At 54.3% G+C, this 24527-nt stretch carries 23 protein-coding genes; 14 read left to right on the forward strand and 9 right to left on the reverse strand.

The window, feature by feature from the left end:
• Nucleotides 1–284 precede the first annotated feature (284 nt).
• Complete coding sequence (gene rsmC / locus OGV67_RS16475) at nucleotides 285–1313, reverse strand: 16S rRNA (guanine(1207)-N(2))-methyltransferase RsmC (RefSeq protein ID WP_047459087.1); 1029 nt, start codon at nucleotides 1311–1313, stop codon at nucleotides 285–287.
• Between the two features lie 103 nt (nucleotides 1314–1416).
• Between rsmC and OGV67_RS16480 the strand changes: the two genes are divergently transcribed.
• The 8 genes from OGV67_RS16480 to OGV67_RS16515 all read left to right on the forward strand — a co-directional run bounded on the left by OGV67_RS16480 (nucleotide 1417) and on the right by OGV67_RS16515 (nucleotide 7826).
• Nucleotides 1417–1830, forward strand: coding sequence for a DNA polymerase III subunit psi (locus OGV67_RS16480; protein WP_024130737.1), 414 nt, complete (start codon nucleotides 1417–1419; stop codon nucleotides 1828–1830).
• Nucleotides 1799–2245: a ribosomal protein S18-alanine N-acetyltransferase gene (rimI, locus tag OGV67_RS16485; protein WP_012134203.1), complete on the forward strand. Its 447-nt coding sequence runs from the start codon at nucleotides 1799–1801 to the stop codon at nucleotides 2243–2245. Before OGV67_RS16480 ends, rimI begins: the two co-directional genes overlap by 32 nt.
• A 14-nt stretch (nucleotides 2246–2259) precedes the next feature.
• Nucleotides 2260–2937: a pyrimidine 5'-nucleotidase gene (gene yjjG, locus OGV67_RS16490; RefSeq protein ID WP_024130736.1), complete on the forward strand. Its 678-nt coding sequence runs from the start codon at nucleotides 2260–2262 to the stop codon at nucleotides 2935–2937.
• 92 nt (nucleotides 2938–3029) lie between these two features.
• A complete protein-coding gene (gene prfC / locus OGV67_RS16495; RefSeq protein ID WP_012134201.1) occupies nucleotides 3030–4619 on the forward strand; it encodes a peptide chain release factor 3 in 1590 nt (529 codons plus the stop codon).
• 329 nt (nucleotides 4620–4948) lie between these two features.
• Nucleotides 4949–5566, forward strand: a complete 618-nt coding sequence (gene osmY, locus OGV67_RS16500; RefSeq protein ID WP_047459081.1) for a molecular chaperone OsmY — start codon at nucleotides 4949–4951, stop codon at nucleotides 5564–5566.
• Nucleotides 5567–5694: 128 nt separating this feature from the next.
• A complete protein-coding gene (locus tag OGV67_RS16505; RefSeq protein WP_047459078.1) occupies nucleotides 5695–5856 on the forward strand; it encodes a DUF1328 domain-containing protein in 162 nt (53 codons plus the stop codon).
• A gap of 123 nt (nucleotides 5857–5979) precedes the next feature.
• Nucleotides 5980–7053, forward strand: a complete 1074-nt coding sequence (locus tag OGV67_RS16510; RefSeq protein ID WP_047459075.1) for a patatin-like phospholipase family protein — start codon at nucleotides 5980–5982, stop codon at nucleotides 7051–7053.
• Nucleotides 7050–7826 (forward strand): metal-dependent hydrolase, encoded by a 777-nt coding sequence (locus tag OGV67_RS16515; RefSeq protein WP_286465770.1) that lies wholly within the window; start codon nucleotides 7050–7052, stop codon nucleotides 7824–7826. The genes OGV67_RS16510 and OGV67_RS16515 overlap by 4 nt, the downstream gene beginning before the upstream one ends.
• Before the next feature lie 91 nt (nucleotides 7827–7917).
• On the opposite strand, the gene OGV67_RS16520 is transcribed toward OGV67_RS16515, so the two are convergent.
• Both OGV67_RS16520 and OGV67_RS16525 read right to left on the reverse strand, forming a co-directional pair.
• A complete protein-coding gene (locus OGV67_RS16520) occupies nucleotides 7918–8772 on the reverse strand; it encodes a YjjW family glycine radical enzyme activase (RefSeq protein ID WP_049011482.1) in 855 nt (284 codons plus the stop codon).
• Nucleotides 8773–8842: 70 nt separating this feature from the next.
• On the reverse strand, nucleotides 8843–10429 hold the full coding sequence (locus tag OGV67_RS16525) for a YjjI family glycine radical enzyme (protein ID WP_024130734.1): 1587 nt from the start codon (nucleotides 10427–10429) through the stop codon (nucleotides 8843–8845).
• 262 nt (nucleotides 10430–10691) lie between these two features.
• Here OGV67_RS16525 and deoC point away from each other — a divergent pair, with 262 nt between their 5' ends.
• The 4 genes from deoC (at nucleotide 10692) to deoD (ending at nucleotide 15024) form a co-directional block, all read left to right on the forward strand.
• A complete protein-coding gene (deoC, locus tag OGV67_RS16530) occupies nucleotides 10692–11471 on the forward strand; it encodes a deoxyribose-phosphate aldolase (RefSeq protein ID WP_024130733.1) in 780 nt (259 codons plus the stop codon).
• Nucleotides 11472–11606: 135 nt separating this feature from the next.
• The gene (gene deoA, locus OGV67_RS16535; RefSeq protein WP_115615154.1) at nucleotides 11607–12929 is read left to right on the forward strand and encodes a thymidine phosphorylase; all 1323 of its coding nucleotides are present in this window, start codon (nucleotides 11607–11609) and stop codon (nucleotides 12927–12929) included.
• 52 nt (nucleotides 12930–12981) lie between these two features.
• Nucleotides 12982–14205, forward strand: coding sequence for a phosphopentomutase (deoB, locus tag OGV67_RS16540; protein WP_024130731.1), 1224 nt, complete (start codon nucleotides 12982–12984; stop codon nucleotides 14203–14205).
• A gap of 99 nt (nucleotides 14206–14304) precedes the next feature.
• Nucleotides 14305–15024: a purine-nucleoside phosphorylase gene (gene deoD / locus OGV67_RS16545; protein ID WP_012134191.1), complete on the forward strand. Its 720-nt coding sequence runs from the start codon at nucleotides 14305–14307 to the stop codon at nucleotides 15022–15024.
• A 193-nt stretch (nucleotides 15025–15217) separates the two neighbouring features.
• Here deoD and OGV67_RS16550 read toward each other — a convergent pair whose 3' ends face one another.
• The 6 genes from OGV67_RS16550 to OGV67_RS16575 all read right to left on the reverse strand — a co-directional run bounded on the left by OGV67_RS16550 (nucleotide 15218) and on the right by OGV67_RS16575 (nucleotide 21841).
• Complete coding sequence (locus OGV67_RS16550; RefSeq protein ID WP_071257487.1) at nucleotides 15218–15784, reverse strand: DUF1120 domain-containing protein; 567 nt, start codon at nucleotides 15782–15784, stop codon at nucleotides 15218–15220.
• Complete coding sequence (locus OGV67_RS16555) at nucleotides 15781–18201, reverse strand: fimbrial biogenesis outer membrane usher protein (RefSeq protein ID WP_115182020.1); 2421 nt, start codon at nucleotides 18199–18201, stop codon at nucleotides 15781–15783. Before OGV67_RS16555 ends, OGV67_RS16550 begins: the two co-directional genes overlap by 4 nt.
• A 31-nt stretch (nucleotides 18202–18232) precedes the next feature.
• A complete protein-coding gene (locus tag OGV67_RS16560; RefSeq protein ID WP_047459060.1) occupies nucleotides 18233–18943 on the reverse strand; it encodes a fimbria/pilus chaperone family protein in 711 nt (236 codons plus the stop codon).
• Between the two features lie 82 nt (nucleotides 18944–19025).
• The gene (locus OGV67_RS16565) at nucleotides 19026–19724 is read right to left on the reverse strand and encodes a DUF1120 domain-containing protein (protein ID WP_200003589.1); all 699 of its coding nucleotides are present in this window, start codon (nucleotides 19722–19724) and stop codon (nucleotides 19026–19028) included.
• A gap of 398 nt (nucleotides 19725–20122) precedes the next feature.
• On the reverse strand, nucleotides 20123–21139 hold the full coding sequence (lplA, locus tag OGV67_RS16570) for a lipoate--protein ligase (RefSeq protein ID WP_012134186.1): 1017 nt from the start codon (nucleotides 21137–21139) through the stop codon (nucleotides 20123–20125).
• A 54-nt stretch (nucleotides 21140–21193) separates the two neighbouring features.
• Nucleotides 21194–21841, reverse strand: coding sequence for a YtjB family periplasmic protein (locus tag OGV67_RS16575; RefSeq protein ID WP_012134185.1), 648 nt, complete (start codon nucleotides 21839–21841; stop codon nucleotides 21194–21196).
• A gap of 117 nt (nucleotides 21842–21958) precedes the next feature.
• Here OGV67_RS16575 and serB point away from each other — a divergent pair, with 117 nt between their 5' ends.
• Nucleotides 21959–22927: a phosphoserine phosphatase gene (serB, locus tag OGV67_RS16580; protein ID WP_024130729.1), complete on the forward strand. Its 969-nt coding sequence runs from the start codon at nucleotides 21959–21961 to the stop codon at nucleotides 22925–22927.
• Nucleotides 22928–23024: 97 nt separating this feature from the next.
• Entirely contained in the window at nucleotides 23025–24407 is a 1383-nt protein-coding gene (gene radA, locus OGV67_RS16585) for a DNA repair protein RadA (RefSeq protein ID WP_024130728.1), read from the forward strand.
• Nucleotides 24408–24527 lie beyond the last annotated feature (120 nt).

The raw sequence follows: 24527 nt of genomic DNA on the forward strand, positions 1-24527 counted from the left end.
GGGGGGGACTTGAACCCCCACGTCCGTAAGGACACTAACACCTGAAGCTAGCGCGTCTACCAATTCCGCCACCTTCGCATACCATCGATTCTTAAAAAGAATCGCTACCACGGAGGCGCATTCTAGTGGTTTTCAGCTTTTCGTCAATAGTTAATTACGCAGGATGGATTGATTGCTGCAAAAATGGGCGCTAACCGTAGGCCGGATAAGCGAAGTGCCATCCGGCATCCGCAAACCATGCCGGATGGCGGTGCAGGCACCTTATCCGGCCTACGATGACCACTCTATTTCTTCGCCTGGCGCGTCATCACCGTGCGGTAAACTTTAAAGCGTCCGGTTTGCGCAATCACTTCGTGGAAGCCAAACGTTTCATCCAGCACTTTCGGGTAGGGCAGGAAGGCGTTAGCCACGATACGTAACTCACCGCCGCTGTTGAGGTGGCGAACCGCGCCGCGAATCAGCGTTTGCGCGGCATCCAGGCTGGTTTGTATTCCATCGTGGAACGGCGGGTTAGAGATGATCATATCAAAACGCCCTTTTACGTCAGAAAAGACGTTACTGGCGAACACCTCACCCTCAACGCCGTTTGCCGCAAGCGTTGCGCGACTGGCCTCAACGGCAGGCGCGGAAACATCACACAGGGTTAAACGCACTTTTGGCGAGTGGCTGGCTAAGGCCGCAGAGAGCACGCCTGCGCCGCAACCGACATCCAGCACTTTGCCTTTGGTATGTGGCGTCAGCGTGGAAAGCAGCAACTGGCTGCCGACATCCAGACCGTCGCGGCTGAAAACGCCGGGCAGCGTTTTGATGGTCAGATCGTTAATGCGGTACTCGCCCCAGTATTTTTCCGCATCAAAGACAGGCTGTTTTTCCAGACGGCCATGATACAGCCCGCAGCGGCGCGCGCTGTCGATTTTGTTCAGCGGCGCGTAGTCGGCCAGCATTTGCTCTGCGCTGCGAACACCGCTACGGTTTTCGCCCACCACGAAGATGTCGGTGCCGAGCGGCAGCAGCGACAGGATATTCATCAACTGGAACTGGGCTTCAGGTTTATTTTTCGGCCAGTAGTAGATCAGCGTGTCGCAGTCCGCGACGTCGTCAGCGTGGGCGACCAGGCTAAAGCGCGCCTTCTCGCCCATCAGCTGGCTTAACAACTGCCAGTGGTGGAATTGTTGCGTATGCACGCGGCTGGCGGCGCTTTCGAAGCGGGCTGGCAGGTCATCCTGCAAATCTCCGGCAAACAGAATACGGCTTTGTTCGAAATCATCACTGTGGCGCAGCAAGACTTCACTTGCCGGGGTAAAAGCAGACATGAAAGGTTCCTCTATTGTTCCTGGCGGCGATTATAGTTGTTTGTTGGCGCAGTTTCGACGAATTTGCTATATTTGCGCCCCTGACAGACAGGAGCGTTTCGCTATGACATCCCGACGAGACTGGCAATTACAGCAACTGGGCATTACCCAGTGGTCGCTGCGTCGCCCTGGCGCGCTACAGGGGGAAATCGCGATTTCCCTTCCTGCGCACGTTCGTCTGGTGGTCGTGGCGGAAGAATTACCGGCGCTGACCGAACCCCTGATGAGCGATATTTTGCGCGCATTGACCGTCAGTCCCGACCAGGTATTACCGTTGACGCCTGACCGCGTCGCCATGCTGCCGGAAGGCAGCCGGTGCAACAGCTGGCGGCTGGGTACTGAAGAGCCTTTGCTGCTGGAAGGCGCTCAGGTGACAAGTCCTGCGTTTAATGAATTACGGGCAAACCCAACGGCACGCGCCGCACTATGGCAACAAATTTGCGCATATGAACACGATTTCTTCCCTCAATCCGACTGATTTACCTGCTGCGTTTCTGATTGAAAAACGCGCCCATGCGTTTCCGTGGAGTGAAAAAACCTTTGCCAGCAATCAGGGCGAACGTTACCTCAACTATCAACTGACGGTCGGCGGAAAGATGGCGGCGTTCGCGATTACGCAGGTGGTGCTGGATGAGGCGACGCTGTTCAATATTGCGGTCGACCCGGATTTTCAGCGTCGGGGGCTGGGGCGAGAACTGCTGGAACATCTGATTGATGAACTGGAAAAACGCGGTGTCCTGACGTTATGGCTGGAGGTGCGCGCCTCAAATGCCGCCGCCATCGCACTCTATGAAAGTTTAGGTTTTAATGAGGCAACGGTGCGCCGTAATTACTACCCGACGGCTGACGGGCGTGAGGACGCGATAATCATGGCATTGCCAATCAGTATGTAAGACAAGGTGGAATGATGAAGTGGGACTGGATTTTCTTTGATGCCGACGAAACGCTGTTTACGTTTGACTCGTTTACCGGCTTACAGCGGATGTTTCTCGACTATAGCGTCACCTTTACCGCTGAAGATTTTCAGGACTACCAGGCCGTCAATAAACCGCTGTGGGTGGATTATCAGAACGGCGCTATCACTTCGCTTCAGCTTCAGCGCCAGCGCTTTGTCGGCTGGGGCGAGCAACTGAACGTCCCGCCTGAAGAGTTAAATGATGCGTTTATGAATGCTATGGCGGAGATTTGCGCACCGCTGCCGGGTGCGGTTTCGCTGGTTAACGCCCTGCACGGTAAGGTGAAGATGGGCATCATCACCAACGGATTCACCTCATTGCAGCAAATTCGCCTTGAACGAACAGGGCTTCGCGATCGTTTTGATCTGCTGGTTATTTCTGAAGAAGTGGGCGTGGCGAAGCCCGATCCGCGCATCTTTGATTACGCGCTGGAGCAGGCGGGCAGCCCTGACCGCTCTCGCGTGTTAATGGTCGGCGATACCGCAGAGTCTGATATTCTCGGCGGCATTAACGCCGGGCTTTCCACCTGCTGGCTGAATGCGCACCATCGCGAGCAGCCTGCGGGTATTGAACCGACCTGGACCGTGGCGTCATTAAGCGAACTGGAGCAACTCCTGTGTAAACACTGATTGCCTCCCCCCCGTTGATGGGTAAAATAGCCGCAATTTTTCGTATTCAACATGCGTGGTCAGACGCCGCGCTTACTCAAGAAGATTGAACTATGACGTTGTCTCCTTATTTGCAAGAGGTGGCTAAGCGCCGCACTTTTGCCATTATTTCTCACCCGGATGCCGGTAAAACCACTATCACTGAGAAAGTATTGCTGTTCGGACAGGCTATCCAGACTGCCGGGACGGTAAAAGGCCGTGGCTCCAGCCAGCATGCAAAATCTGACTGGATGGAAATGGAAAAGCAGCGTGGTATTTCTATTACCACGTCGGTAATGCAGTTCCCGTATCATGATTGCCTGGTCAACCTGCTGGACACCCCCGGGCACGAAGACTTCTCGGAAGATACCTACCGCACGCTGACGGCGGTGGACTGCTGTCTGATGGTGATTGACGCGGCAAAAGGCGTCGAAGATCGTACCCGTAAGCTGATGGAAGTAACCCGCCTGCGCGATACGCCGATCCTCACCTTTATGAACAAACTTGACCGTGACATCCGCGACCCGATGGAGCTGCTGGATGAAGTTGAGAACGAGCTGAAAATCGGCTGTGCGCCGATCACCTGGCCGATTGGCTGCGGGAAGTTGTTCAAAGGCGTCTATCACCTTTATAAAGACGAAACTTACCTGTACCAGACCGGTAAAGGCCACACTATCCAGGAAGTGCGCATTGTAAAAGGTCTGGATAACCCGGAACTTGACGCTGCCGTAGGGGAAGACCTGGCGCAGCAGCTGCGCGACGAGCTGGAACTGGTGCAGGGCGCGTCCAACGAGTTCGACCATGAGCTGTTCCTGGCAGGTGAAATCACCCCGGTCTTCTTTGGTACAGCGCTGGGTAACTTCGGCGTTGACCATATGCTGGATGGTCTGGTGGAGTGGGCGCCTGCGCCGATGCCGCGCCAGACCGATACCCGTACGGTAGAAGCGAAAGAAGAGAAGTTCACCGGTTTCGTGTTTAAGATTCAGGCCAATATGGACCCAAAACACCGCGACCGCGTGGCGTTTATGCGTGTGGTCTCCGGTAAGTACGAGAAAGGCATGAAAATGCGTCAGGTACGTATCGGCAAAGACGTGGTGATTTCTGATGCGCTGACCTTTATGGCAGGCGATCGTTCCCACGTTGAAGAGGCGTATCCGGGCGATATTCTGGGTCTGCACAACCACGGCACCATTCAGATTGGCGACACCTTCACTCAGGGCGAAATGATGAAGTTCACCGGAATTCCGAACTTCGCGCCGGAGCTGTTCCGTCGTATCCGTCTGAAAGATCCGCTGAAGCAAAAACAGCTGCTGAAAGGGCTGGTTCAGCTGTCTGAAGAAGGCGCGGTACAGGTGTTCCGTCCGATCGCCAACAACGATCTGATCGTGGGCGCCGTCGGCGTGTTGCAGTTCGACGTGGTGGTTGCCCGTCTGAAGAGCGAATACAACGTTGAGGCTATCTATGAGTCCGTCAACGTCGCCACCGCACGCTGGGTTGAATGTACTGACGCGAAGAAATTCGAAGAGTTTAAGCGTAAGAATGAAGTTCAACTGGCGCTGGATGGCGGTGATAACCTCACCTATATCGCACCGACAATGGTGAACCTGAACCTGACGCAGGAACGCTATCCTGACGTTCAGTTCCGTAAAACGCGCGAGCACTAATTGTCCCTCCAGGGCGCGTCATCCGGCGCGCCCTGTTACTTTCCCTGCCTTTTTAACCGCTTGCGGAATGTTCTTAAATCCCTCAGTTTTTCTTATGGTTGCTTGTTTTTTAAGCGTATCAGCAAGCGATTTTGCGATTGTGATCTATATTTAACAAAGTGATGACATAAATGACGACTTTTAACACTGCTCAATGCGTGAATACTGGTTGTTAAGGCCGTCATTTATCTTGTCTGCGATATTAATAACTGAATAAAGATGGGATTAGCGCCGCGATTCTGCATAAGTATGTTGATTGTGACGGCTGCCATCCATACAGGAATGAATCGATGACGACGACAAGACTGAAGATTTCTAAAACTCTCCTGGCCGTAATGTTGACCTCCGCTGTCGCGACCGGTTCTGCATTTGCGGAAACCTCTACGCTGGATAAGGCACAGTCCAGCGCAGAAAGCGCGGGACAGAAAGTCGATAGCTCTATGAATAAAGTCGGTAACTTCATGGATGACAGCGCCATCACCGCAAAAGTGAAAGCGGCGTTGGTGGATCATGAAAGTATTAAGAGCACCGATATCTCGGTCAAAACCGATAACAAAGTGGTGACATTAAGCGGCTTTGTTGAAAGCCAGGCTCAGGCTGAAGAAGCCGTGAAAGTGGCGGAAGGCGTTGAGGGTGTGACCTCCGTCAGCGACAAACTGCATGTTCGCGACAGCAAGTCCGGCACGATGAAAGGCTATGCCGGGGATACGGCCACTACCAGCGAGATCAAAGCGAAACTGTTGGCGGATGACATCGTGCCTTCCCGCAAAGTGAAAGTCGAAACCACCGACGGCGTGGTGCAGCTCTCAGGAACCGTAGATTCTCAGGCGCAAATCGACCGTGCTGAAAGTATCGCAAAAGCGGTTGATGGTGTGAAAAGCGTCAAAAATGACCTGAAAACTCAGTAATTCGTCTTAATTCGCCCTCCCGACGTTTGTCGGGAGGCGCAATGTACACCACACTAAAAATATCGCGAATGAGCAACCTGAACGCTCATATCAAGCGGTCGACATTAACTATGGTAAAGGAGAAGCTTATGTTTCGTTGGGGCATTATATTTCTGGTTATCGCGTTAATTGCCGCCGCTCTGGGTTTTGGTGGACTGGCAGGCACCGCAGCTAGCGCAGCGAAAATTGTCTTCGTCGTCGGGATTGTCCTGTTCCTGATCAGCCTGTTTATGGGCCGTAAACGACCCTAGCACGTCACCCGTAATACCCATGATTCATGCTAAGCCAGTCCATCGGACTGGCTTTTACGGTTTTAGCTATCGCGAATTTGCGTTACTTTGTCATTCTATAAAATAAAACACAGGAAGGCAGAGGTGGGGCAGCGAATACCCGTGACGCTCGGCAATATTGCGCCATTATCATTAAACGCGTTCCGACCAGGCCGAATGGCTCTGGTGTGCGAGGGCGGAGGGCAGCGGGGAATCTTTACCGCTGGCGTGCTGGATGAGTTTATGCGCGCGAAGTTCAATCCATTCGACCTCTACCTCGGCACCTCTGCCGGGGCGCAAAACCTTTCTGCCTATCTCTGTAACCAGCCCGGCTATGGGCGCAAAGTTATTATGCGTTACACCACGAAGCGGGAGTTCTTCGACCCGGTGCGTTTTGTTCGCGGGGGGAACCTGATCGATCTCGACTGGCTGGTGGACGCGACATCCGGGCAGATGCCGCTGGCGATGGACACCGCTGCGCGTCTGTTCGATAGCGGAAAATCCTTCTATATGTGCGCCTGTCGTGGGGATGACTACACGGCGAACTATTTCTCGCCGACGAAGCAAAACTGGCTCGATATTATTCGTGCGACCAGCGCGATTCCGGGGTTCTACCGTACAGGCGTGGCGCTGGATGGCATCAATTATCTGGACGGCGGGATCAGCGATGCGATCCCGGTACAGGAGGCGGCAAAGCGTGGCGCGAAAACGATTGTGGTGATCCGCACGGTGCCTTCGCAAATGTACTATACGCCACAGTGGTTTAAGCGCATGGAGCGCTGGCTGGGGGAGAGCAGTTTGCAGCCGCTGGTGAATCTGGTACAGCACCACGAAACCAGCTATAGCGCCATTCAGCGTTTTATTGAGAAGCCGCCGGGTAAGCTGCGTATCATTGAAATCTACCCGCCGAAACCGCTGCAAAGCATGGCGTTGGGCAGCCGTCTTCCTGCGCTGCGCGAAGATTACAAAATTGGACGCCTGTGCGGGCGCTATTTTCTGGCGACGGTGGGGAAACTGCTGACGGAGAAACCGCCGCTCTCCCGCCACACGCCGAAGATTGTCATTCCTGGCCCGGTGGTGGTGCCTCCGGCGGCGGTGGCCAACGATATGCACGTAGCAACGGTCAGCGGCGCGGCGCAGGCCAACGACACTACCTTCAATAATGAGGATCTGGCGTGAGTTGCCGATTTATCGACACGCATTGTCATTTTGATTTTCCGCCTTTCACCGGTGATGAAGCGGCCAGCATCCAGCGTGCTGCTGATGCGGGGGTTGGCAAAATCATTGTTCCGGCGACGGCTGCGGCCTGTTTTTCACGTGTGCTGGCGCTGGCGGAACGCTTCCCGCCGCTGTTCGCGGCGCTGGGGCTGCACCCTGTGTTTATTGAGCAGCACGCAGATGACAGTCTGGAGCGCCTGCAACAGGCGCTGGATCAACGCCCGCAGAAAGTCGTGGCGGTAGGGGAGATCGGGCTGGATCTTTACCGCGATAATCCTCAGTTCGATGAGCAAGAACGGCTCCTGGAGGCGCAGCTTAAACTGGCGAAACGCTACGATCTGCCGGTGATCCTTCACTCGCGTCGCACCCATGACAAGCTGGCAATGCATCTCAAACGCCACGCCCTGGCGCGAACCGGGGTGGTACACGGTTTTTCCGGCAGTTTGCAACAGGCGGAACGCTTTGTTCAGTTAGGCTACAAAATTGGCGTTGGCGGCACGATTACTTATCCGCGCGCCAGTAAAACGCGTGATGTGATGGCGCAACTGCCGCTGGACGCATTGCTGCTGGAGACCGACGCGCCGGATATGCCGCTAAATGGTTTTCAGGGGCAGCCAAACCGCCCGGAGCAGGCGGCACGGGTATTCAGCGAGCTGTGTGCGCTACGCAATGAACCCTCTGAGGTGATAGCCGAAACGCTGTATCGCAATACGGCGGCGCTATTTCGTCTCTGATTGCCGGATGCGACGCAAAAGCGTCTTATCCGGCCAACGGGTCGACATCATTTGTAGGCCGGAGGATAAGGCGCAGCCGCCATCCGGCGATTCATAAATATAAAGCTGGGAAAATCAGGTTATGCACCCCGTGCGCCCATAATGCGTTTGCCAGTTGTTGCACGTCGTCAGGCGTTGCGCCCGGCCACGCTTTTGCTTCGCCATACACCCCATGCGCATGGAAAGCGTTTAACCGGACGGGAATATCGCCCAGACGGGAGATAAACGCGGCCAGCGGCGCTATCTGTTGCAGGTAATCCACCTGACCAGGAATCACCAGCAGCCGTAACTCGGCCAGCTTGCCATGCTCCGCCAATATCCTGATGCTGTGCTTGATCTGCGCGTTATCCCGCCCGGTAAGACGCTGATGGCAGGCGCTATCCCAGGCTTTTAGATCGAGCATCGCGCCATCACAAACGGGCAGCAGTTTCTGCCAGCCGGTTTCGCTCAACAGACCGTTGCTGTCGACCAGACACGTCAGCGTACACAGCTGCGGATCGGCCTTGATCGCGGCAAACAGCGCGCAAATAAACGGTAACTGAGTGGTGGCTTCGCCCCCGCTGACGGTGATGCCTTCAATAAATGGCGATGCCTTACGGATATGGCCCAGCACTTCATCGACGCTCATCGTCTGCGCCATCGGCGTGGCCTGCTGCGGGCACATCCGCAAACAGGTATCGCACTGCTCGCAGACGTCAGCCTGCCATACCACTTTCCCTGCGCTGAAGCCCAGCGCCTGATGAGGGCACTGGGGAACGCACTCACCGCAGTCGTTGCAGCGCCCGATCGTCCACGGATTATGGCAATTCTTACAGCGCAGATTGCACCCTTGTAAGAACAGAGCCAGACGACTGCCGGGGCCGTCCACGCAGGAGAACGGTATGATTTTACTGACTAAACACTTCATCCTTCGAACTGCCTCTTTGTTGGCTGCACTTATTCACCCCAGTCACGTACTACGTGTACGCTCCTGGGGGTCATTCGCTTGCCGCCTCGATGCCTCTCGAATGATTTTGCGTTAGGAAGCGCATCTGCTGTTCATGACTTATTACGCGTGCTTGTCGTTCCAGAATGCGCGTATTGCGCGCGGCTTCTTCCCCCAGCCAGGTGGTGTTTGTTCGCGATCCTTCGGCGCGATATTTTTCCAGATCCGACAGGCGCACCATATACCCGGTAACGCGCACCAGATCGTTGCCGCTGACGTTGGCGGTAAATTCCCGCATGCCGGCCTTGAACGCGCCCAGACAAAGCTGCACCAGCGCCTGAGGATTCCGCTTGATGGTTTCGTCCAGCGTCAGGATGTCGCTGATCCCGGCATGGTAGTGCGCATGATGGGGGGCGACGGTTTGCAGGTGGGTAATGGGATCGGGTTCATCGCCGTACGGTAAACGCGCGCCCGGCGTCGTACCGATATCGGAGCTGATGCCTGACTGGGCATGCAGCATCGCCCGCTGTTTCCAGCCATGCTTAACGGGCGTGTTTGCGACGAAATCGGCCAACTGCGCGCTGATGCGATAGCCCAGCGCATTGGCCGCGTCGTCTTTCCCGTAGCGCGCGTTCATCCCCGCGTTTTCACACAGCAGGTTTACCGCTTCGGCCAGGCCATACATCCCAAACATCGGTACAAAACGTCCGGGATCAAGCAACCCTTCCTGCACCAGGAAGCTATTCTCAAAGAAATGTGATTGTTCATAGAGGAAGTCACATCGGGCATCAATGATGGCGATTTGCTGCTGGCAGTAGTGCGGTAGCGTGCGCGTAAAGAAGTCATCGACAGAGGTGCTGCGCTCTGCAACGGCTTTCAGATTGATCCTGACCAGCGTGCTGCCGCCGCCCGCAAGCGGCAGAGAGTTGTAACAACTGACGACGCCATATTGACCTTTTGTGAAAATTTTATCATTTACCGGGCCATTAGAAATATGCGGTTTGCTGCATTCACAAATGTTTTTAGCGACATCAAGCAGTAAATCATCCGGTGTGATATCGGGATCGTAGATAAACGTCAGGTTAGGTGAAACCTGCTTTAACTCAGCATCGGCACGTAAAATAGCGCGGGTGACAGGCGTGTCGGCCGGGCCAATATTGGCATGCATAAAGGCGTCCGGCAGCGTTCTGTCGAGATAGCGCCAGAAACGTTTTATTCGAATATCGATCTCGTCTTGTGTTAGAATTTTAACATACGGCTGCAACAGCGCATCCAGTTGCCCCAGATAGACCGGCATCGATGTTACGGAAGGAACGTGATGGTAGAGGATGGTCAGCAAAGATAGTGCGTCATCCAGATCTTTTGCGCCTTCCAGCTCCAGCCACTGTGAGCCATTAGCCAGAAAACGGGCGTAATCGGGCAAAACATAACGAGGTTTGAACGGGGCATGACCTTCGAACATATCGCAGATAACCCCGTCGTCCAGCGCCTGGCGAGCCTCTGCGGGCAAGGCCGGATAAGGCAAAGCGTTCTCAGCTTCCAGCGCCAGAAAATGACGTTTTTGTTCGGGGCTGAGCACCGGACTGGTCACAATTTGCTGGCAACGATGTTGCAGCGCGGTTTCGCATGAAGTGGGCATCTTCGTTTCCTTTTTGTGCCGAAGGTTAAGCGCCATTGTAGGAAGTTGCGTGATGATGGCTTTTGATCAGGATGCGCCTGTTGCCCACTCGCGAGGCCGGGAAAGGTCATTTATTTGAAGTAGATCTCGTTACAGTAATGCAAATTTGTACGTAGTTTTCATTAACTGTGATGTATATCGAAGTGTAATGGCGAGCGGATGTTAGAATACTAACAAACTCGCAAGGTGAAATTTTATACCGGCGATGAGCCAGGAGAATGTAATGACTGATTTAACCGCAAGCAGCCTGCGTGCGCTGAAACTGATGGACCTGACCACCCTGAATGACGACGACACCAATGAAAAAGTGATCGCGCTGTGTCATCAGGCGAAAACCCCGGTTGGGAATACTGCCGCTATCTGCATCTACCCGCGTTTTATTCCGATTGCGCGTAAGACTCTGAAAGAGCAGGGCACGCCGGATATCCGCATTGCGACCGTCACCAACTTCCCGCACGGTAATGACGACATCGACATCGCGCTGGCAGAAACCCGCGCAGCCATCGCGTACGGCGCGGACGAAGTTGACGTGGTATTCCCGTACCGCGCGCTGATTGCTGGTAACGAGCAGGTGGGCTTCGATCTGGTGAAAGCCTGTAAAGACGCCTGTGCGGCGGCAAACGTGCTGCTGAAAGTGATCATCGAAACCGGTGAGCTGAAAGAAGAAGCGTTAATCCGTAAAGCGTCGGAAATTTCCATCAAAGCTGGTGCGGATTTTATCAAAACCTCTACCGGTAAGGTTCCGGTTAACGCAACGCCGGAAAGCGCACGCATCATGATGGAAGTGATCCGCGATATGGGGGTTTCCAAAACCGTTGGTTTCAAACCGGCTGGCGGCGTGCGTACCGCTGAAGATGCACAGCAGTTCCTGGCCATTGCTGACGAACTGTTTGGCGCTGACTGGGCGGATTCCCGTCACTACCGTTTCGGCGCATCCAGCCTGCTGGCAAGCCTGCTGAAAGCGCTGGGTCACGGGGACGGCAAGAGCGCAAGCAGCTACTAAGCCTTATATTGCCGGAGTTGTAGTGACGTAGGCCGGATAAGGCGCAGCCACCATCCGGCATCAATACGACTGCCGGGTGGCGCGTTGCTTACCCGGCCTACAATGGCCTTCTACTCTTTTCCCCTGGGGGTTACCGTGTTTCTCGCACAAGAAATTATTCGTAAAAAACGTGATGGTCATCCGTTAAGCGACGAAGAGATCCGCTTCTTTATCAATGGTATTCGTGATAACACCATCTCTGAAGGGCAGATTGCCGCTCTGGCGATGACCATTTTCTTCCACGATATGTCGATGCCTGAGCGTGTGTCGCTGACCATGGCGATGCGAGATTCAGGAACCGTTTTGGACTGGAAGAGTCTCAACCTTAACGGCCCCATTGTTGACAAACACTCCACCGGCGGCGTGGGTGATGTGACTTCGCTGATGCTTGGCCCTATGGTGGCGGCCTGCGGCGGCTACATTCCGATGATCTCCGGGCGCGGCCTCGGTCATACCGGCGGTACGCTCGACAAACTGGAAGCGATCCCGGGATTTGATATTTTCCCGGACGACAACCGTTTCCGCGAAATCATTAAAGACGTGGGTGTGGCGATTATTGGGCAGACCAGCTCGCTCGCACCGGCGGATAAACGTTTTTACGCCACCCGCGACATTACCGCGACGGTGGACTCCATCCCGCTGATCACCGCTTCAATCCTCGCGAAAAAACTGGCGGAAGGGCTGGATGCGCTGGTGATGGACGTGAAAGTGGGCAGCGGCGCCTTTATGCCAACCTATGAACTCTCTGCCGCACTGGCAGAAGCCATCGTTGGCGTTTCCAACGGTGCAGGCGTGCGCACAACTGCGCTGCTCACCGACATGAACCAGGTGCTGGCCTCCAGCGCTGGTAACGCCGTCGAAGTGCGCGAAGCGGTGCAGTTCCTGACAGGTGAATACCGCAACCCGCGTCTGTTCGACGTCACGATGGCGCTGTGCGTGGAGATGCTGATCTCCGGTAAGCTGGCGAAAGATGACGCTGATGCGCGAGTGAAACTACAGGCGGTGCTGGATAACGGCAAAGCGGCGGAAATCTTTGGTCGCATGGTAGCGGCACAGAAAGGGCCGAGCGATTTCGTGGAAAACTACGCGAAATACCTGCCGACGGCGATGCTCAGCAAAGCCGTCTATGCCGATACTGAAGGTTTTGTATCCGCGATGGACACTCGCGCGTTGGGCATGGCGGTGGTCTCAATGGGCGGCGGTCGTCGCCAGGCGTCGGACACCATTGATTACAGCGTCGGCTTTACCGACATGGCGCGTCTGGGCGACAGCGTTGACGGGCAGCGTCCGTTGGTTGTTATCCACGCCAAAGACGAAGCCAGCTGGCAGGAAGCGGCGAAAGCCGTCAAAGCGGCAATAAGCCTTGACGACAAAGCGCCTGAAATTACACCGACAGTCTATCGTCGTATTACCGAATAGCTGTATACTGATCTGATCGCTTTTTTGCAGCGCAAGATGTATGGAGAACAAGATGAAACGTGCATTTATTATGGTGCTGGACTCCTTTGGTATTGGTGCAACTGAAGATGCGGATCGCTTTGGCGACGTAGGTTCAGATACCCTGGGCCATATTGCAGAAGCCTGCGCCAGGGGCGAGGCCGACAATGGCCGTAAAGGCCCACTGAATTTGCCTAACCTGACCCGCCTGGGTCTGGTGAAAGCGCATGAAGGTTCTACCGGTAAAATTGCTGCGGGTATGGACGGCAATGCGGAAGTGATTGGCGCGTACGCGTGGGCGCACGAGCTCTCTTCCGGTAAAGATACCCCGTCTGGCCACTGGGAAATCGCGGGTGTTCCGGTTCTGTTTGACTGGGGCTACTTCAGCGACCACGAAAACAGCTTCCCGCAGGAACTGCTGGATAAGCTGGTAAAACGTGCCAACCTGCCGGGTTATCTCGGTAACTGTCACTCTTCCGGTACGGTCATTCTGGATCAATTGGGCGAAGAGCATATGAAAACCGGTAAACCGATTTTCTATACCTCCGCTGACTCCGTATTCCAGATCGCCTGCCATGAAGAGACCTTTGGGCTGGATAAACTGTACGAGCTGTGCGAAATCGCCCGTGAAGAGCTGACCGAAGGCGGCTACAACATTGGCCGCGTTATCGCGCGTCCGTTTATCGGCGATAAGGCCGGTAACTTCCAGCGTACCGGCAACCGTCACGATCTGGCCGTTGAACCGCCAGCGCCGACCATCTTGCAGAAACTGGTCGACGAGAAAAAAGGGCATGTGGTTTCCGTCGGTAAGATTGCGGATATCTACGCCAACTGCGGCATCACCAAAAAAGTGAAAGCCACCGGCCTGGACGCGCTGTTCGACGCCACCCTTAAAGAGATGAAAGAAGCGGGCGACGAGACGATCGTCTTTACCAACTTTGTTGATTTCGACTCATCCTGGGGGCATCGCCGCGACGTAGCGGGCTATGCTGCGGGTCTGGAGCTGTTTGACCGTCGTCTGCCGGAACTGATGGAACTGGTCGGTGAAGATGACATTCTGATCCTGACCGCCGACCACGGTTGCGACCCGACCTGGACCGGTACGGACCATACTCGCGAGCACATTCCGGTGCTGATTTATGGCCCGAAAGTGAAAGCGGGCTCGCTCGGTCACCGTGAAACCTTCGCGGATATCGGTCAGACGCTGGCAACGTACTTCGGTACGTCGCCGATGGACTACGGCAAAAACATGCTGTGATGCAATTGCCCGGTGGCGCAAGCTTACCGGGCCTACGGTTTTGTAGGCCTGATAAGGCGTAGCCGCCATCAGGCAATAACAACGAGATAAGGATAAAAGATGGCAACTCCACATATTAACGCAGAAATGGGTGATTTCGCTGACGTCGTTTTGATGCCGGGCGACCCGCTGCGTGCGAAGCACATTGCTGAAACTTTCCTTGAAGACGTGCGTGAAGTGAACAACGTTCGCGGCATGTTAGGTTTCACCGGGACGTACAAAGGCCGTAAGATCTCCGTCATGGGTCACGGTATGGGTATCCCGTCCTGCTCCATCTATACCAAAGAGCTGATCACCGATTTCGGCGTGAAGAAAATCATTCGTGTCGGTTCCTGCGGTGCGGTACGCAACGATGTGAAACTGCGCGATGTGGTGATTGGTATGGGTGCCTGCACCGATTCCAAAGTTAACCGTATCCGCTTCAAGGATCATGATTTTGCGGCGATCGCTGACTTTGACATGGTGCGCAACGCGGTAGACGCGGCGAAAGCGCTGGGTGTTGACGCGCGCGTGGGCAACCTGTTCTCCGCCGATCTGTTCTACTCTCCTGACGGCGAAATGTTCGACGTGATGGAAAAATACGGCATCCTGGGCGTGGAAATGGAGGCGGCGGGTATCTACGGCGTAGCGGCTGAGTTTGGTGCGAAAGCGCTGACCATCTGCACCGTGTCTGACCATATCCGTACTCACGAGCAGACCACTGCCGCTGAACGTCAGACGACCTTCAACGACATGATCAAAATCGCGCTGGAATCTGTTCTGCTGGGCGATAAAGCGTAAAAAAGAAGGGGGCACTTTGCCCCTTACGCCTGATGGCGCTTCGCTTATCAGGCCTACAAAATATTTTACGTGATTTGTAGGTCGGGTAAGGCCTGGCCGCCACCCGACATAAATGCTGCACAATCCTTTGTCAGCACTCTGAAGGGGCAGTTTGCCCCTTTTTCCTGCCTGTTTATTTACCGCCCTTTGGCGATTAATGCGTTAGCAACTCCCAGCTTAAATTACTCTCCATCTCAGTATTGTCGCTGACGTTACGGAACTGCTTTTCGTTCAGCACTGGCGTTAGCGTTAACGTAAAGTTCAACTGCTGCCCGCGCGCGGCTTCATTGTTCTCGATAGCGATAATGGCTTCATTATTGTGCAGCAGCTGTGTATCGGCATGGCCGTCTGCGGGAATGAACTCATTGCGATCGGTTGTTTTCCCGATCATATAGCTGCGGCCATCCAGTATCATTTGGCTGGCTTTCAATGCCAGCCCCCCGCCGTTACCGAAAAGAAATCGCCCTTGTGGGCCTGCGGCGCCATGTACAAATAGCGCCATCACCTGTGGTTGCGGGCAATAGATGCTGACATTGATATCGCGCGAGGGCATTTTAAACCAGTTTTGCTGTGAGCCGACGTTGTCATTTCGCTGCATCGGGGGAAAGGCCACGGTAGCGCGAGAGAGCGATACCTGGCAGTTCTCGTCTGCCCATGCTATGCGTGACCCCAGCGCTGCTAACGTACATAATGCAATGATCCACTTTCCGTATGACTTCATTGGCAAATACCCTCCGCCGTTTCGTAAAACGCCTCTTTATTCTGCACATTGCTTAATGTGTAAGTGATTTTGCAGATACGGTTCATATTGTCATCAACGCTATAGAGCGTTGGCGTTTCGTCAATATTGCTAATAAAGACGCGGCCGCTGTCCACTGCGCTGACCAGGTAGTTTCCTTTTTCATCAACAACAGACGTGCCTTTAGGAAGCCAGGAGCCATCCTGCTGTTTTATCTTCAGCATGACGCGACGGGTGTTTAGCACGTTAAAATCCAGGTCGCTGACGGTGGCATGAGCGGGCACCAGTAGCTTTGTTCCATTAGCCAGATCCATATTTTTGGGCAGCGTATTTGCATTCACCTCAATACGTGACTTACGCCACTCCGTCAGTCCAGGCACCACGGCCTGCCCCCAGAAATCTGTCCAGACCGGGCCTTGCGGTGTTGCGATTTCGATGCCGCTTTCCGGTTCGCTCAGGTGGGCAATACCAAAGGTATCTTTAATGGTATAGGGGGAGAAGGTTACCCCCTGGCGATGCAGGGCAATGCCGCCCGACAGCATTGCGCTGTAGGTACGCTGATCGTCATTGTTGGTTGTTGCGCCAACGCTCATCTGCGTGTAGTGCAGGTTGCTGTTGATGTTGCCGTTGAGGGTGTTGAGATCGTTTCCGATATCGCGATCCGCCGAAACGGAATAGCTGGTATTGTCGCTGAGAGGGCCACTGCTGCGTAAGCCATATGTCGTTCGGTCGCCCTGATTACGCATATATGCGTTAATCGACTGCGACTGGAAAGGAATGTTGAGGTTGATGTAAAACACATCATCGTCATAGTTGTCATCGTTGATGTCGTCATTATCGTTATCGTTGCTAACAGAGTGCTGCCAGTTCACGTTTATTGACGCGTATTTAAATGTTTTTCCCCATGAAAGACTCACGTAACTGGAGTCTTCATAATCATCCGTGGCCTGATTATAGCTATAGGCTAACGAGAAGGTTCCTGCTGTTCTGCCGCTCCAGTTCACATTGGCGCTATAGCTGCTTTGATAGCTTGCGCTGTCGTCGTCCATCGCCTCGGACAACTCACGATAGTCGTCAGAATAACGTGCGGTGCTGACCCCAACAGAGACATGGCCGGGAAGCGTCAGCTGGTTTTGAATTTCCGCCTTTATACCGCTGCGCGTATCACCGAAGGATTCGCGGCTGCCCAGCAGACTGGCAAATACTTGCCATTTCTCGTTTGAACTCCACTCCAGCATTGCACCGCTTGCCTGATAATCCTCGGCAAGAACCCCTGCCGCCAGTAAACTTGTTTGTGGGGTAAGGCGCCAGCCGTCTGAAATGTTATATACCCAGGGGTCGCTGTAATCGCTGTCGACGTTGCGCACCTGGCCTACTGACATCATAAGCCCTTGTGGTCGCGGAAGGCCGTTCAGGTTGATTGAGGAGGCAGGTACGATGAAACTGGTTGTGACGTTGTCGGTTTCGACGATGCTGACCTGAAGATCGGCGTTATTTAACAGGATAGGGACATTGTCCAGCCTGAATGCCCCCGCGTTTACCAGCGTGGAATAAACAAGCTGCCCCGCCTGGCGGACTTCTACTCGCGCCTGGTTCGTGCGGGCAATCCCCGTCACGGTGACGCCTGAATTATCAGAGGTCATGCTGGACTCGGGGAGTAACTGAATGCCGCTGAGGGATGTTCCAGAAAACAGCGCCGATCTGGAGCTGATCTGCCCAACCTGGACACGCATCTGTTGCGCTTCAAAAACGTGTTCGCCATAAGTGAATAAATTTTTAGCGCTGCGATCGCCGTCAGAGTCCAGCAGAAAATAGCGGCTGCGCAATGCCCAGTTGGCCAGATTGGCGCCCGCTTCGAGATCGCCCTGCGTGTAGTTATGGCTGTCGCCGCCGTTGTATTCATTTCGCGTGGAAAACAGGCTGTAGTTGAGCAGCCCGGCGCTGCCGCCGTGGCTATAGTTTTTCTCCCGGGACGCGCTATTTTCCAGTGCGTCGGGCGGGACAGTTAACTCCAGCATCTCCTTACCGGGAAGGGACTTTATGACGGCGGAGGGATAATCTTTTTGCAGGTCATGACAGTGTTCTTGCAGGGAAATCCCCAGAGGACGTAGCCCGATCGCTGTCAGAAAATCGTCATCTACGCAGAGTTGCCCTTGTTCGTCAAATTTGGCGCCCAGCGAACCTTTTTCTGACCCGTTTACGTTGATTAGAACGCTATGTACACCGGGCAAAAAACGCGGCTCTTCTGCGAAGTAATTTGCGATATTTTTACTGATGCCCCGCGTATTGAGTATATCGGTACTGAACGTTACCTCACGGGCTAACGCCGTTGAGGTTAATAACGTACATGAATATAACGCGATCTGAATATGGCGAGACAGCAGGTTGATTCCTTTCATATACACTTACTTTGTCCCCGTTTTTTATTGATTATGGTGTTAACGGCGCAGTGAAATTGGGTATGTCGATGCCGTAGCGGCTGGCCGGGAAGAAGCGTACAGATTGATCGGAAATGATGGATTTCTTGACGGTTACATCCAGAACTTCTCCGGGTAAAATATAGGTTTTTGCAATTTCCCCGGCCGTTTGCGAAGGTAAAAAAATCACCTGTTGCGCCAGGCGCACCACATAGGCGGAAGGGTTGCTGACTTTAATATGCTGCCCGGAGCCGGACCATTTCAGCAGCTTCCACGCATCGGTGACGACCGGTAAATTTTTGGGGCGAATTAATACCGGCAGATCCTGACGCAAATTGAAGTTAACTTTCATTGCGCCTTTAGACACGCCTGATGGCGGGATGCCTTCAAAGGTGACGCGTTTATAGTGCTCTTTGGTTAGCGGGGCGCTGCTTTCCATAATAAAGCGGACCTGCTGTTCCTGACCGGGTTCCACGCGTACGACGGGCTGGGTGACGTTGACGGTGATACCACTGTCATCTTTTACATCTTCTATTGTGGTGTACAGCAACATCGGAACCGTATCGCTGTTTTTGACATTTATCGTTCCGCCATTATGGCTTTCTTCAATAACCAGTAGCGTGGAGGCGGGAACCATTCCTGCCGCATAAGCCTGAGATAAAGGTAAACAGAGAAGCGTGGCGGCAAATATATACGCTTTAACGGTACAAGATTTGTCAGACATTATTGTAATTCCTTCTATTGGAAAAACTCCCCACCCATCCATGTAGGGAGTTGTTGTACAGATATGATTAATAACGATGTGATTAGATATATCTCAGGGTAATGGTGGCGGAACCTGAAATATCGGTATCATCGCTAATGGCCAGTTTGGTGGTATTATCTACAGCCAGAGAAACCTTAAGCGGATAAGTTGCATTGCTATAGGCTGCTGGTTCCAGCGTGCCTTTGGCTCCGACGGTGATGATATCCTGCGTCCCTTCCTGGTTCCGAAAAGAAGTTGCCGTTGTCGCCTTAGCCCACGAACCCATACTTGCGGCGGCGCCTATAATATAGTCAACGTCAAAGGTGTCTTCGCCATTGACGGCTTGCGCGTTTGCTGCCTTGGCAGAATCGATGGATACGGCATAGGCGCCAATGTTGACATTGCCTGCTGTTTTACCTACGCCGAATGAGACTCCTTTACCTTTAATGATGCCGGTTATCCAGATCTCTGCGTTGCTATCCGCTTTGTTATCGGTCAGCGTCCAGCCTACTTTTGTGGCGCTGGGGCACTCGATGACCAGATCGGTGTCTTTCGTGGCGATATCGTTGACGGCCGTTGAACTAAGGTCGCTGATCAGATGCGAGCCGAAGTCAAGTGCGTTGCCGCCGTTGACTGTCGCGGTACAGCCACCGACCAGCAGTTTCCCCGTTACGCGCAGTTCAGTGGTGGCGCCGTCGGCCGCCCATGCGTTAGACATGGTCAGTGCCGCGATTGCGGTGGCAAGAAGTGCTTTTTTCATTTGTTGATCCTTAACTTGAATTGTGTGATGGTACGAAAAGGCATGTTACTTGCCTTCTGAATACGTTTTATATCAACCAGATAGCTATGGAATATGGTTGGGATAGAGTTATATTCCAGAAGTAATATATTATCTGGACACAGCAGACAGTGGTTTTAGTTTTATTTAAAACTGATTTCTGGTGATCTTTGTTATTTTTTGTTTTAGAGTTGCTGCTATTTTGTATGCGGTTGGAATATGGCGAGAGTGTATGTTTATATATTCATGCGGTGAATATTATTGATAAATAATATGCCAGCCTGAGCGTTAATCGGCAGGCTTTTAATGTATTGCTGATGGTTATTGAGAAAATAACGTGCCGCCCTTGTTAAGGGGAAACGGGCACGTCCTGGAGAGGGTTAACGCACCGCCCGCGCAATCCACGCCGACAATTCCCGTAGCTCTTTTTCCTGCTCTGGAAAATCGACTAACAGCGCATCACACTCCTGTTGCAGCATATCCGCACGGTACAGACACCCCTGTAAACGGCCCGCCAGCGCTTCCAGCGGCGCAGGATTAAGGCTGTCGGTAAAAACCTGAGTGCGCGTGATGTGCCCTTTTTCAACGTCGAAGTGCAGTTCAACGCCGCCCCAGATAAAGCGTTCGTCCAGAAGATGCGTAAAAGCTGGCGCCTGGCCGAAGTTCCATTCCCAACTGCTCTGGCGAGCAAACGTTTCGGCAAAATTGGGCAGATCCGGCGTTTTATCTGGAGAGATTATTTCGGCTTCCACGCGTTCGCCGTAGTGGCTGAAGAACGCCTCGGTAATGGCGTCGCAGATGTGTTCATGGGTAATACCAGGCAGCAGTTCGACCAGATTGGCGACGCGCCCGCGTACGGAAGCGATCCCTTTGGCCTGTAATTTTTTCTTATCAGGATTGAGGTAGTTCGCCAGACGGCTGAGATCGGCATTCAACAGCAATGTGCCGTGGTGGAAGCCGCGATCTTTGGTTTCCCGATAGGCGGAGCCGGAAACCTTGCGGTCGCCTTCCGGCGTTTTCACCACCAGATCGTTACGACCGGAAGCCTCTGCGGTAACGCCCAGCGCGTTCAGCGCATTGAGCACTATCGCGGTGGAGATCGTTTTGTCGTACTCCGGCTTCCCGGCCATAAATGTAAAACAGGTATTGCCGAGATCGTGGAACACCGCGCCGCCGCCGCTGCTGCGACGCGCCAGCCGGACATTGTCTTCTTCCATGCGCCGGGTGTTGCACTCTTTCCACGGGTTTTGCGCCCGGCCGATGACGACCGTATCAGCGTTGCGCCACAGGAACAAAACGCGCTGTGTCGCGGGCATCTGGCGAAAAATACACTCTTCAACCGCCAGGTTGAACCAGGGATCGTAAGAGTCAGAGATAAGCAGACGTAATGTCGTCATGGCAGTATTCCTTTTCGTGGTCTCAACTATATTAACGACAAAGCGGCGGCTATCCTATGGTTCTTTCTTCTCGCTCTCTTCCTCTTCCGGTACGGATTTACTGGCGGTGAGCAGGAAAGGCGATTGCTGCCAGCGCGTGCGTTTGCCCTGTAGCAAGGTGCGCGTGAGCACCACGCCAATTGCCAGTGACAGGAGCAGCATCAGGCGTAAAATGTTGGTGGTGTTATCGACCTGTTTCGCTTCGGTCGCCAGCGTATGCGTATCCAGCGTCAGGCGCAGATAGCCCAGCGGGCCATTTTTACCCTGAATAGGTTCGACAATCTGCTGATTAAAATAGCCGCCCGCTTTTTTACCGTCCAGCGCCAGCCTGTCGCGCACATTGACGCTTTCGCCTGCGCGCGTAATAAGATCGCCTTGCTCGTCGTAGACGCCAGCATCCAGAATGCGGCTCTCTTCCGTTAGCTGGCGGAGTACGACGGCGATCCGCTTCTCATCCGGCGTTTCGGTGCGCATCAGCGGCGCGATATTTAAGGTCACCTGGCGCGCCAGCGTGCGGGCCAGTTCTTCGAGCTGCGGATTGCGCTGCCGTTGATGGTTTTGACTGAACCAGGACGCCCCCTGCATCAGCCCGACGAGCAGTGCGAGACAGAACAATACAATCACTGCACGATGAAGCCGGAATTTCAGTTTTGCGCGAGCCATATTCCACCTGCTGAAAATTTGAGGCTTAATGTTGCCAGAAGCGATGGTTACAGGGTAGCCTCATGCGTTATTTTCCCCAGGATGATTCCCGACCCGAACGATTTTACAGGAGCTTTAATGCCTAACATTACCTGGTGCGATCTGCCTGAAGATGTTTCTTTGTGGCCTGGTTTACCCCTTTCATTAAGTGGTGACGAGGTGATGCCACTGGATTACCACGCAGGCCGTAGCGGCTGGCTGCTGTACGGTCGCGGGTTGGATAAGCAGCGCTTAACGCAGTACCAGAGCAAGCTGGGCGCGGCGATGGTGATCGTGGCGGCCTGGTGCGTTGAAGATTATCAGGTGATTCGTCTGGCGGGTTCCTTAACGCCGCGCGCGACGAAGCTGGCGCACGGCGCCGGGCTGGATGTCGCGCCGCTGGGCAAAATTCCGCATCTGCGTACGCCAGGCCTGCTGGTTATGGATATGGATTCGACGGCGATTCAGATCGAATGCATCGATGAAATCGCGAAGCTGGCCGGGACGGGCGAAATGGTTGCGGAAGTCACGGAACGCGCGATGCGCGGCGAACTGGATTTTACCGCCAGCTTACGCAGCCGGGTGGCGACGCTGAAAGGCGCGGATGCCGATATTCTGCGCCAGGTGCGCGAGAATTTGCCGTTGATGCCGGGTCTGACGCAACTGGTGCTGAAGCTGGAAACGCTCGGCTGGAAAGTGGCGATCGCCTCCGGCGGGTTTACCTTTTTTGCAGAATACCTGCGTGAAAAGCTGCGTTTAACCGCGGTGGTGGCGAACGAGCTGGAGATCATCGACGGAAAATTTACCGGCAATGTCATTGGCGATATCGTCGATGCCCAGTACAAAGCTAACACGCTGACCCGACTGGCGCAGGAGTATGAAATTCCCGTGGCGCAGACGGTGGCGATTGGCGATGGCGCTAACGATCTGCCGATGATCAAAGCGGCCGGGCTGGGGATTGCGTACCACGCCAAACCGAAAGTGAATGAAAAGACGGAAATCACGATTCGTCACGCTGACCTGATGGGGGTGTTCTGCATTCTCTCCGGCAGTATGAATCAAAAATGATTGAATTGCCCGATGGCGCCGGGCCTACGGGAAAGTGATTGTAGGCCGGATAAGCGCCAGCGCCATCCGGCAACTGCATGAAATAAAGAGGTAAACCGTGGCAAAAGCTCCAAAACGCGCCTTTGTTTGTAATGAATGCGGGGCCGATTATCCGCGCTGGCAGGGGCAATGCAGCGCCTGTCATGCCTGGAACACCATCACCGAGGTGCGTCTTGCCGCGTCGCCAACGGTGGCGCGTAATGAGCGACTCAGCGGCTATGCCGGTAACGCAGGCGTGGCAAAGGTGCAGAAATTGTCTGACATCAGCCTTGAGGAGCTGCCGCGTTTTTCCACCGGGTTTAAAGAGTTCGATCGTGTGCTGGGCGGCGGTGTCGTGCCCGGCAGCGCCATCCTGATTGGCGGCAACCCCGGTGCGGGGAAATCCACGCTGCTGCTGCAAACGCTTTGCAAACTGGCCGAGCAGATGAAAACCCTGTACGTCACGGGCGAAGAGTCCCTGCAACAGGTAGCGATGCGCGCGCATCGGCTGGGATTGCCGACGGCTAACATGAATATGCTGTCAGAAACCAGTATTGAACAGATCTGCCTGATTGCGGAAGAAGAACAACCGAAGCTGATGGTGATCGACTCCATCCAGGTGATGCATATGGCGGATATCCAGTCCTCGCCGGGCAGCGTGGCCCAGGTGCGTGAGACGGCCGCTTATCTGACGCGCTTTGCCAAAACGCGCGGCGTGGCCATCGTGATGGTTGGTCATGTAACCAAAGACGGCTCGCTGGCTGGCCCGAAGGTGCTGGAGCACTGCATTGACTGCTCGGTGCTATTGGACGGCGACGCTGACTCCCGCTTTCGCACGCTGCGTAGCCATAAAAACCGTTTTGGCGCGGTAAACGAGCTGGGCGTTTTTGCGATGACGGAGCAGGGGCTGCGTGAAGTCAGCAACCCGTCCGCAATTTTCTTAAGCCGTGGCGATGAGGTGACTTCCGGCAGTTCGGTCATGGTGGTGTGGGAAGGGACGCGCCCGCTGCTGGTAGAGATTCAGGCGCTGGTCGATCACTCGATGATGGCGAATCCGCGTCGCGTGGCGGTCGGTCTGGAACAAAACCGTCTGGCGATCCTGCTGGCGGTGCTGCACCGTCATGGCGGATTGCAGATGGCCGATCAGGATGTATTCGTCAATGTCGTGGGCGGCGTGAAGGTCACGGAGACCAGCGCGGATCTCGCGCTATTGCTGGCGATGGTCTCCAGCCTGCGCGACAGGCCGCTGCCGCAGGATCTGGTGGTGTTTGGCGAAGTGGGGCTGGCAGGGGAAATTCGCCCGGTACCCAGCGGTCAGGAACGTATTTCTGAAGCGGCTAAACACGGTTTCCGCCGCGCTATCGTACCGGCTGCCAACGTGCCGAAAAAGCCGCCGGAAGGGATGCAGGTTTTTGGCGTTAAAAAGCTTGCGGATGCGTTAAGTGTGTTTGACGACTTATAATCATCTGTATGCACTGATGTTGTATAATTTGCCGGATAGCGACGCCGGCCTACGGATTGATGTTGTAGGCCTGATAAGCGAAGCGCCATCAGGCATTGTTACGCGTTTTTTAGCAGGAGG

It is taken from the genome of Citrobacter sp. CK188, from assembly GCF_030333525.1.
Taxonomy (GTDB): domain Bacteria; phylum Pseudomonadota; class Gammaproteobacteria; order Enterobacterales; family Enterobacteriaceae; genus Citrobacter_B; species Citrobacter_B koseri.

Coding starts and splice junctions, on each gene's coding strand:
- rsmC (WP_047459087.1), bottom strand. CDS start 1,313: ATGTCTGCTTTTACCCCGGCAAGTGAAGTCTTGCTGCGCCACAGTGAT.
- OGV67_RS16480 (WP_024130737.1), top strand. CDS start 1,417: ATGACATCCCGACGAGACTGGCAATTACAGCAACTGGGCATTACCCAG.
- rimI (WP_012134203.1), top strand. CDS start 1,799: ATGAACACGATTTCTTCCCTCAATCCGACTGATTTACCTGCTGCGTTT.
- yjjG (WP_024130736.1), top strand. CDS start 2,260: ATGAAGTGGGACTGGATTTTCTTTGATGCCGACGAAACGCTGTTTACG.
- prfC (WP_012134201.1), top strand. CDS start 3,030: ATGACGTTGTCTCCTTATTTGCAAGAGGTGGCTAAGCGCCGCACTTTT.
- osmY (WP_047459081.1), top strand. CDS start 4,949: ATGACGACGACAAGACTGAAGATTTCTAAAACTCTCCTGGCCGTAATG.
- OGV67_RS16505 (WP_047459078.1), top strand. CDS start 5,695: ATGTTTCGTTGGGGCATTATATTTCTGGTTATCGCGTTAATTGCCGCC.
- OGV67_RS16520 (WP_049011482.1), bottom strand. CDS start 8,772: ATGAAGTGTTTAGTCAGTAAAATCATACCGTTCTCCTGCGTGGACGGC.
- OGV67_RS16525 (WP_024130734.1), bottom strand. CDS start 10,429: ATGCCCACTTCATGCGAAACCGCGCTGCAACATCGTTGCCAGCAAATT.
- deoC (WP_024130733.1), top strand. CDS start 10,692: ATGACTGATTTAACCGCAAGCAGCCTGCGTGCGCTGAAACTGATGGAC.
- deoB (WP_024130731.1), top strand. CDS start 12,982: ATGAAACGTGCATTTATTATGGTGCTGGACTCCTTTGGTATTGGTGCA.
- deoD (WP_012134191.1), top strand. CDS start 14,305: ATGGCAACTCCACATATTAACGCAGAAATGGGTGATTTCGCTGACGTC.
- OGV67_RS16550 (WP_071257487.1), bottom strand. CDS start 15,784: ATGAAGTCATACGGAAAGTGGATCATTGCATTATGTACGTTAGCAGCG.
- OGV67_RS16555 (WP_115182020.1), bottom strand. CDS start 18,201: ATGAAAGGAATCAACCTGCTGTCTCGCCATATTCAGATCGCGTTATAT.
- OGV67_RS16560 (WP_047459060.1), bottom strand. CDS start 18,943: ATGTCTGACAAATCTTGTACCGTTAAAGCGTATATATTTGCCGCCACG.
- OGV67_RS16565 (WP_200003589.1), bottom strand. CDS start 19,724: ATGAAAAAAGCACTTCTTGCCACCGCAATCGCGGCACTGACCATGTCT.
- lplA (WP_012134186.1), bottom strand. CDS start 21,139: ATGACGACATTACGTCTGCTTATCTCTGACTCTTACGATCCCTGGTTC.
- OGV67_RS16575 (WP_012134185.1), bottom strand. CDS start 21,841: ATGGCTCGCGCAAAACTGAAATTCCGGCTTCATCGTGCAGTGATTGTA.
- serB (WP_024130729.1), top strand. CDS start 21,959: ATGCCTAACATTACCTGGTGCGATCTGCCTGAAGATGTTTCTTTGTGG.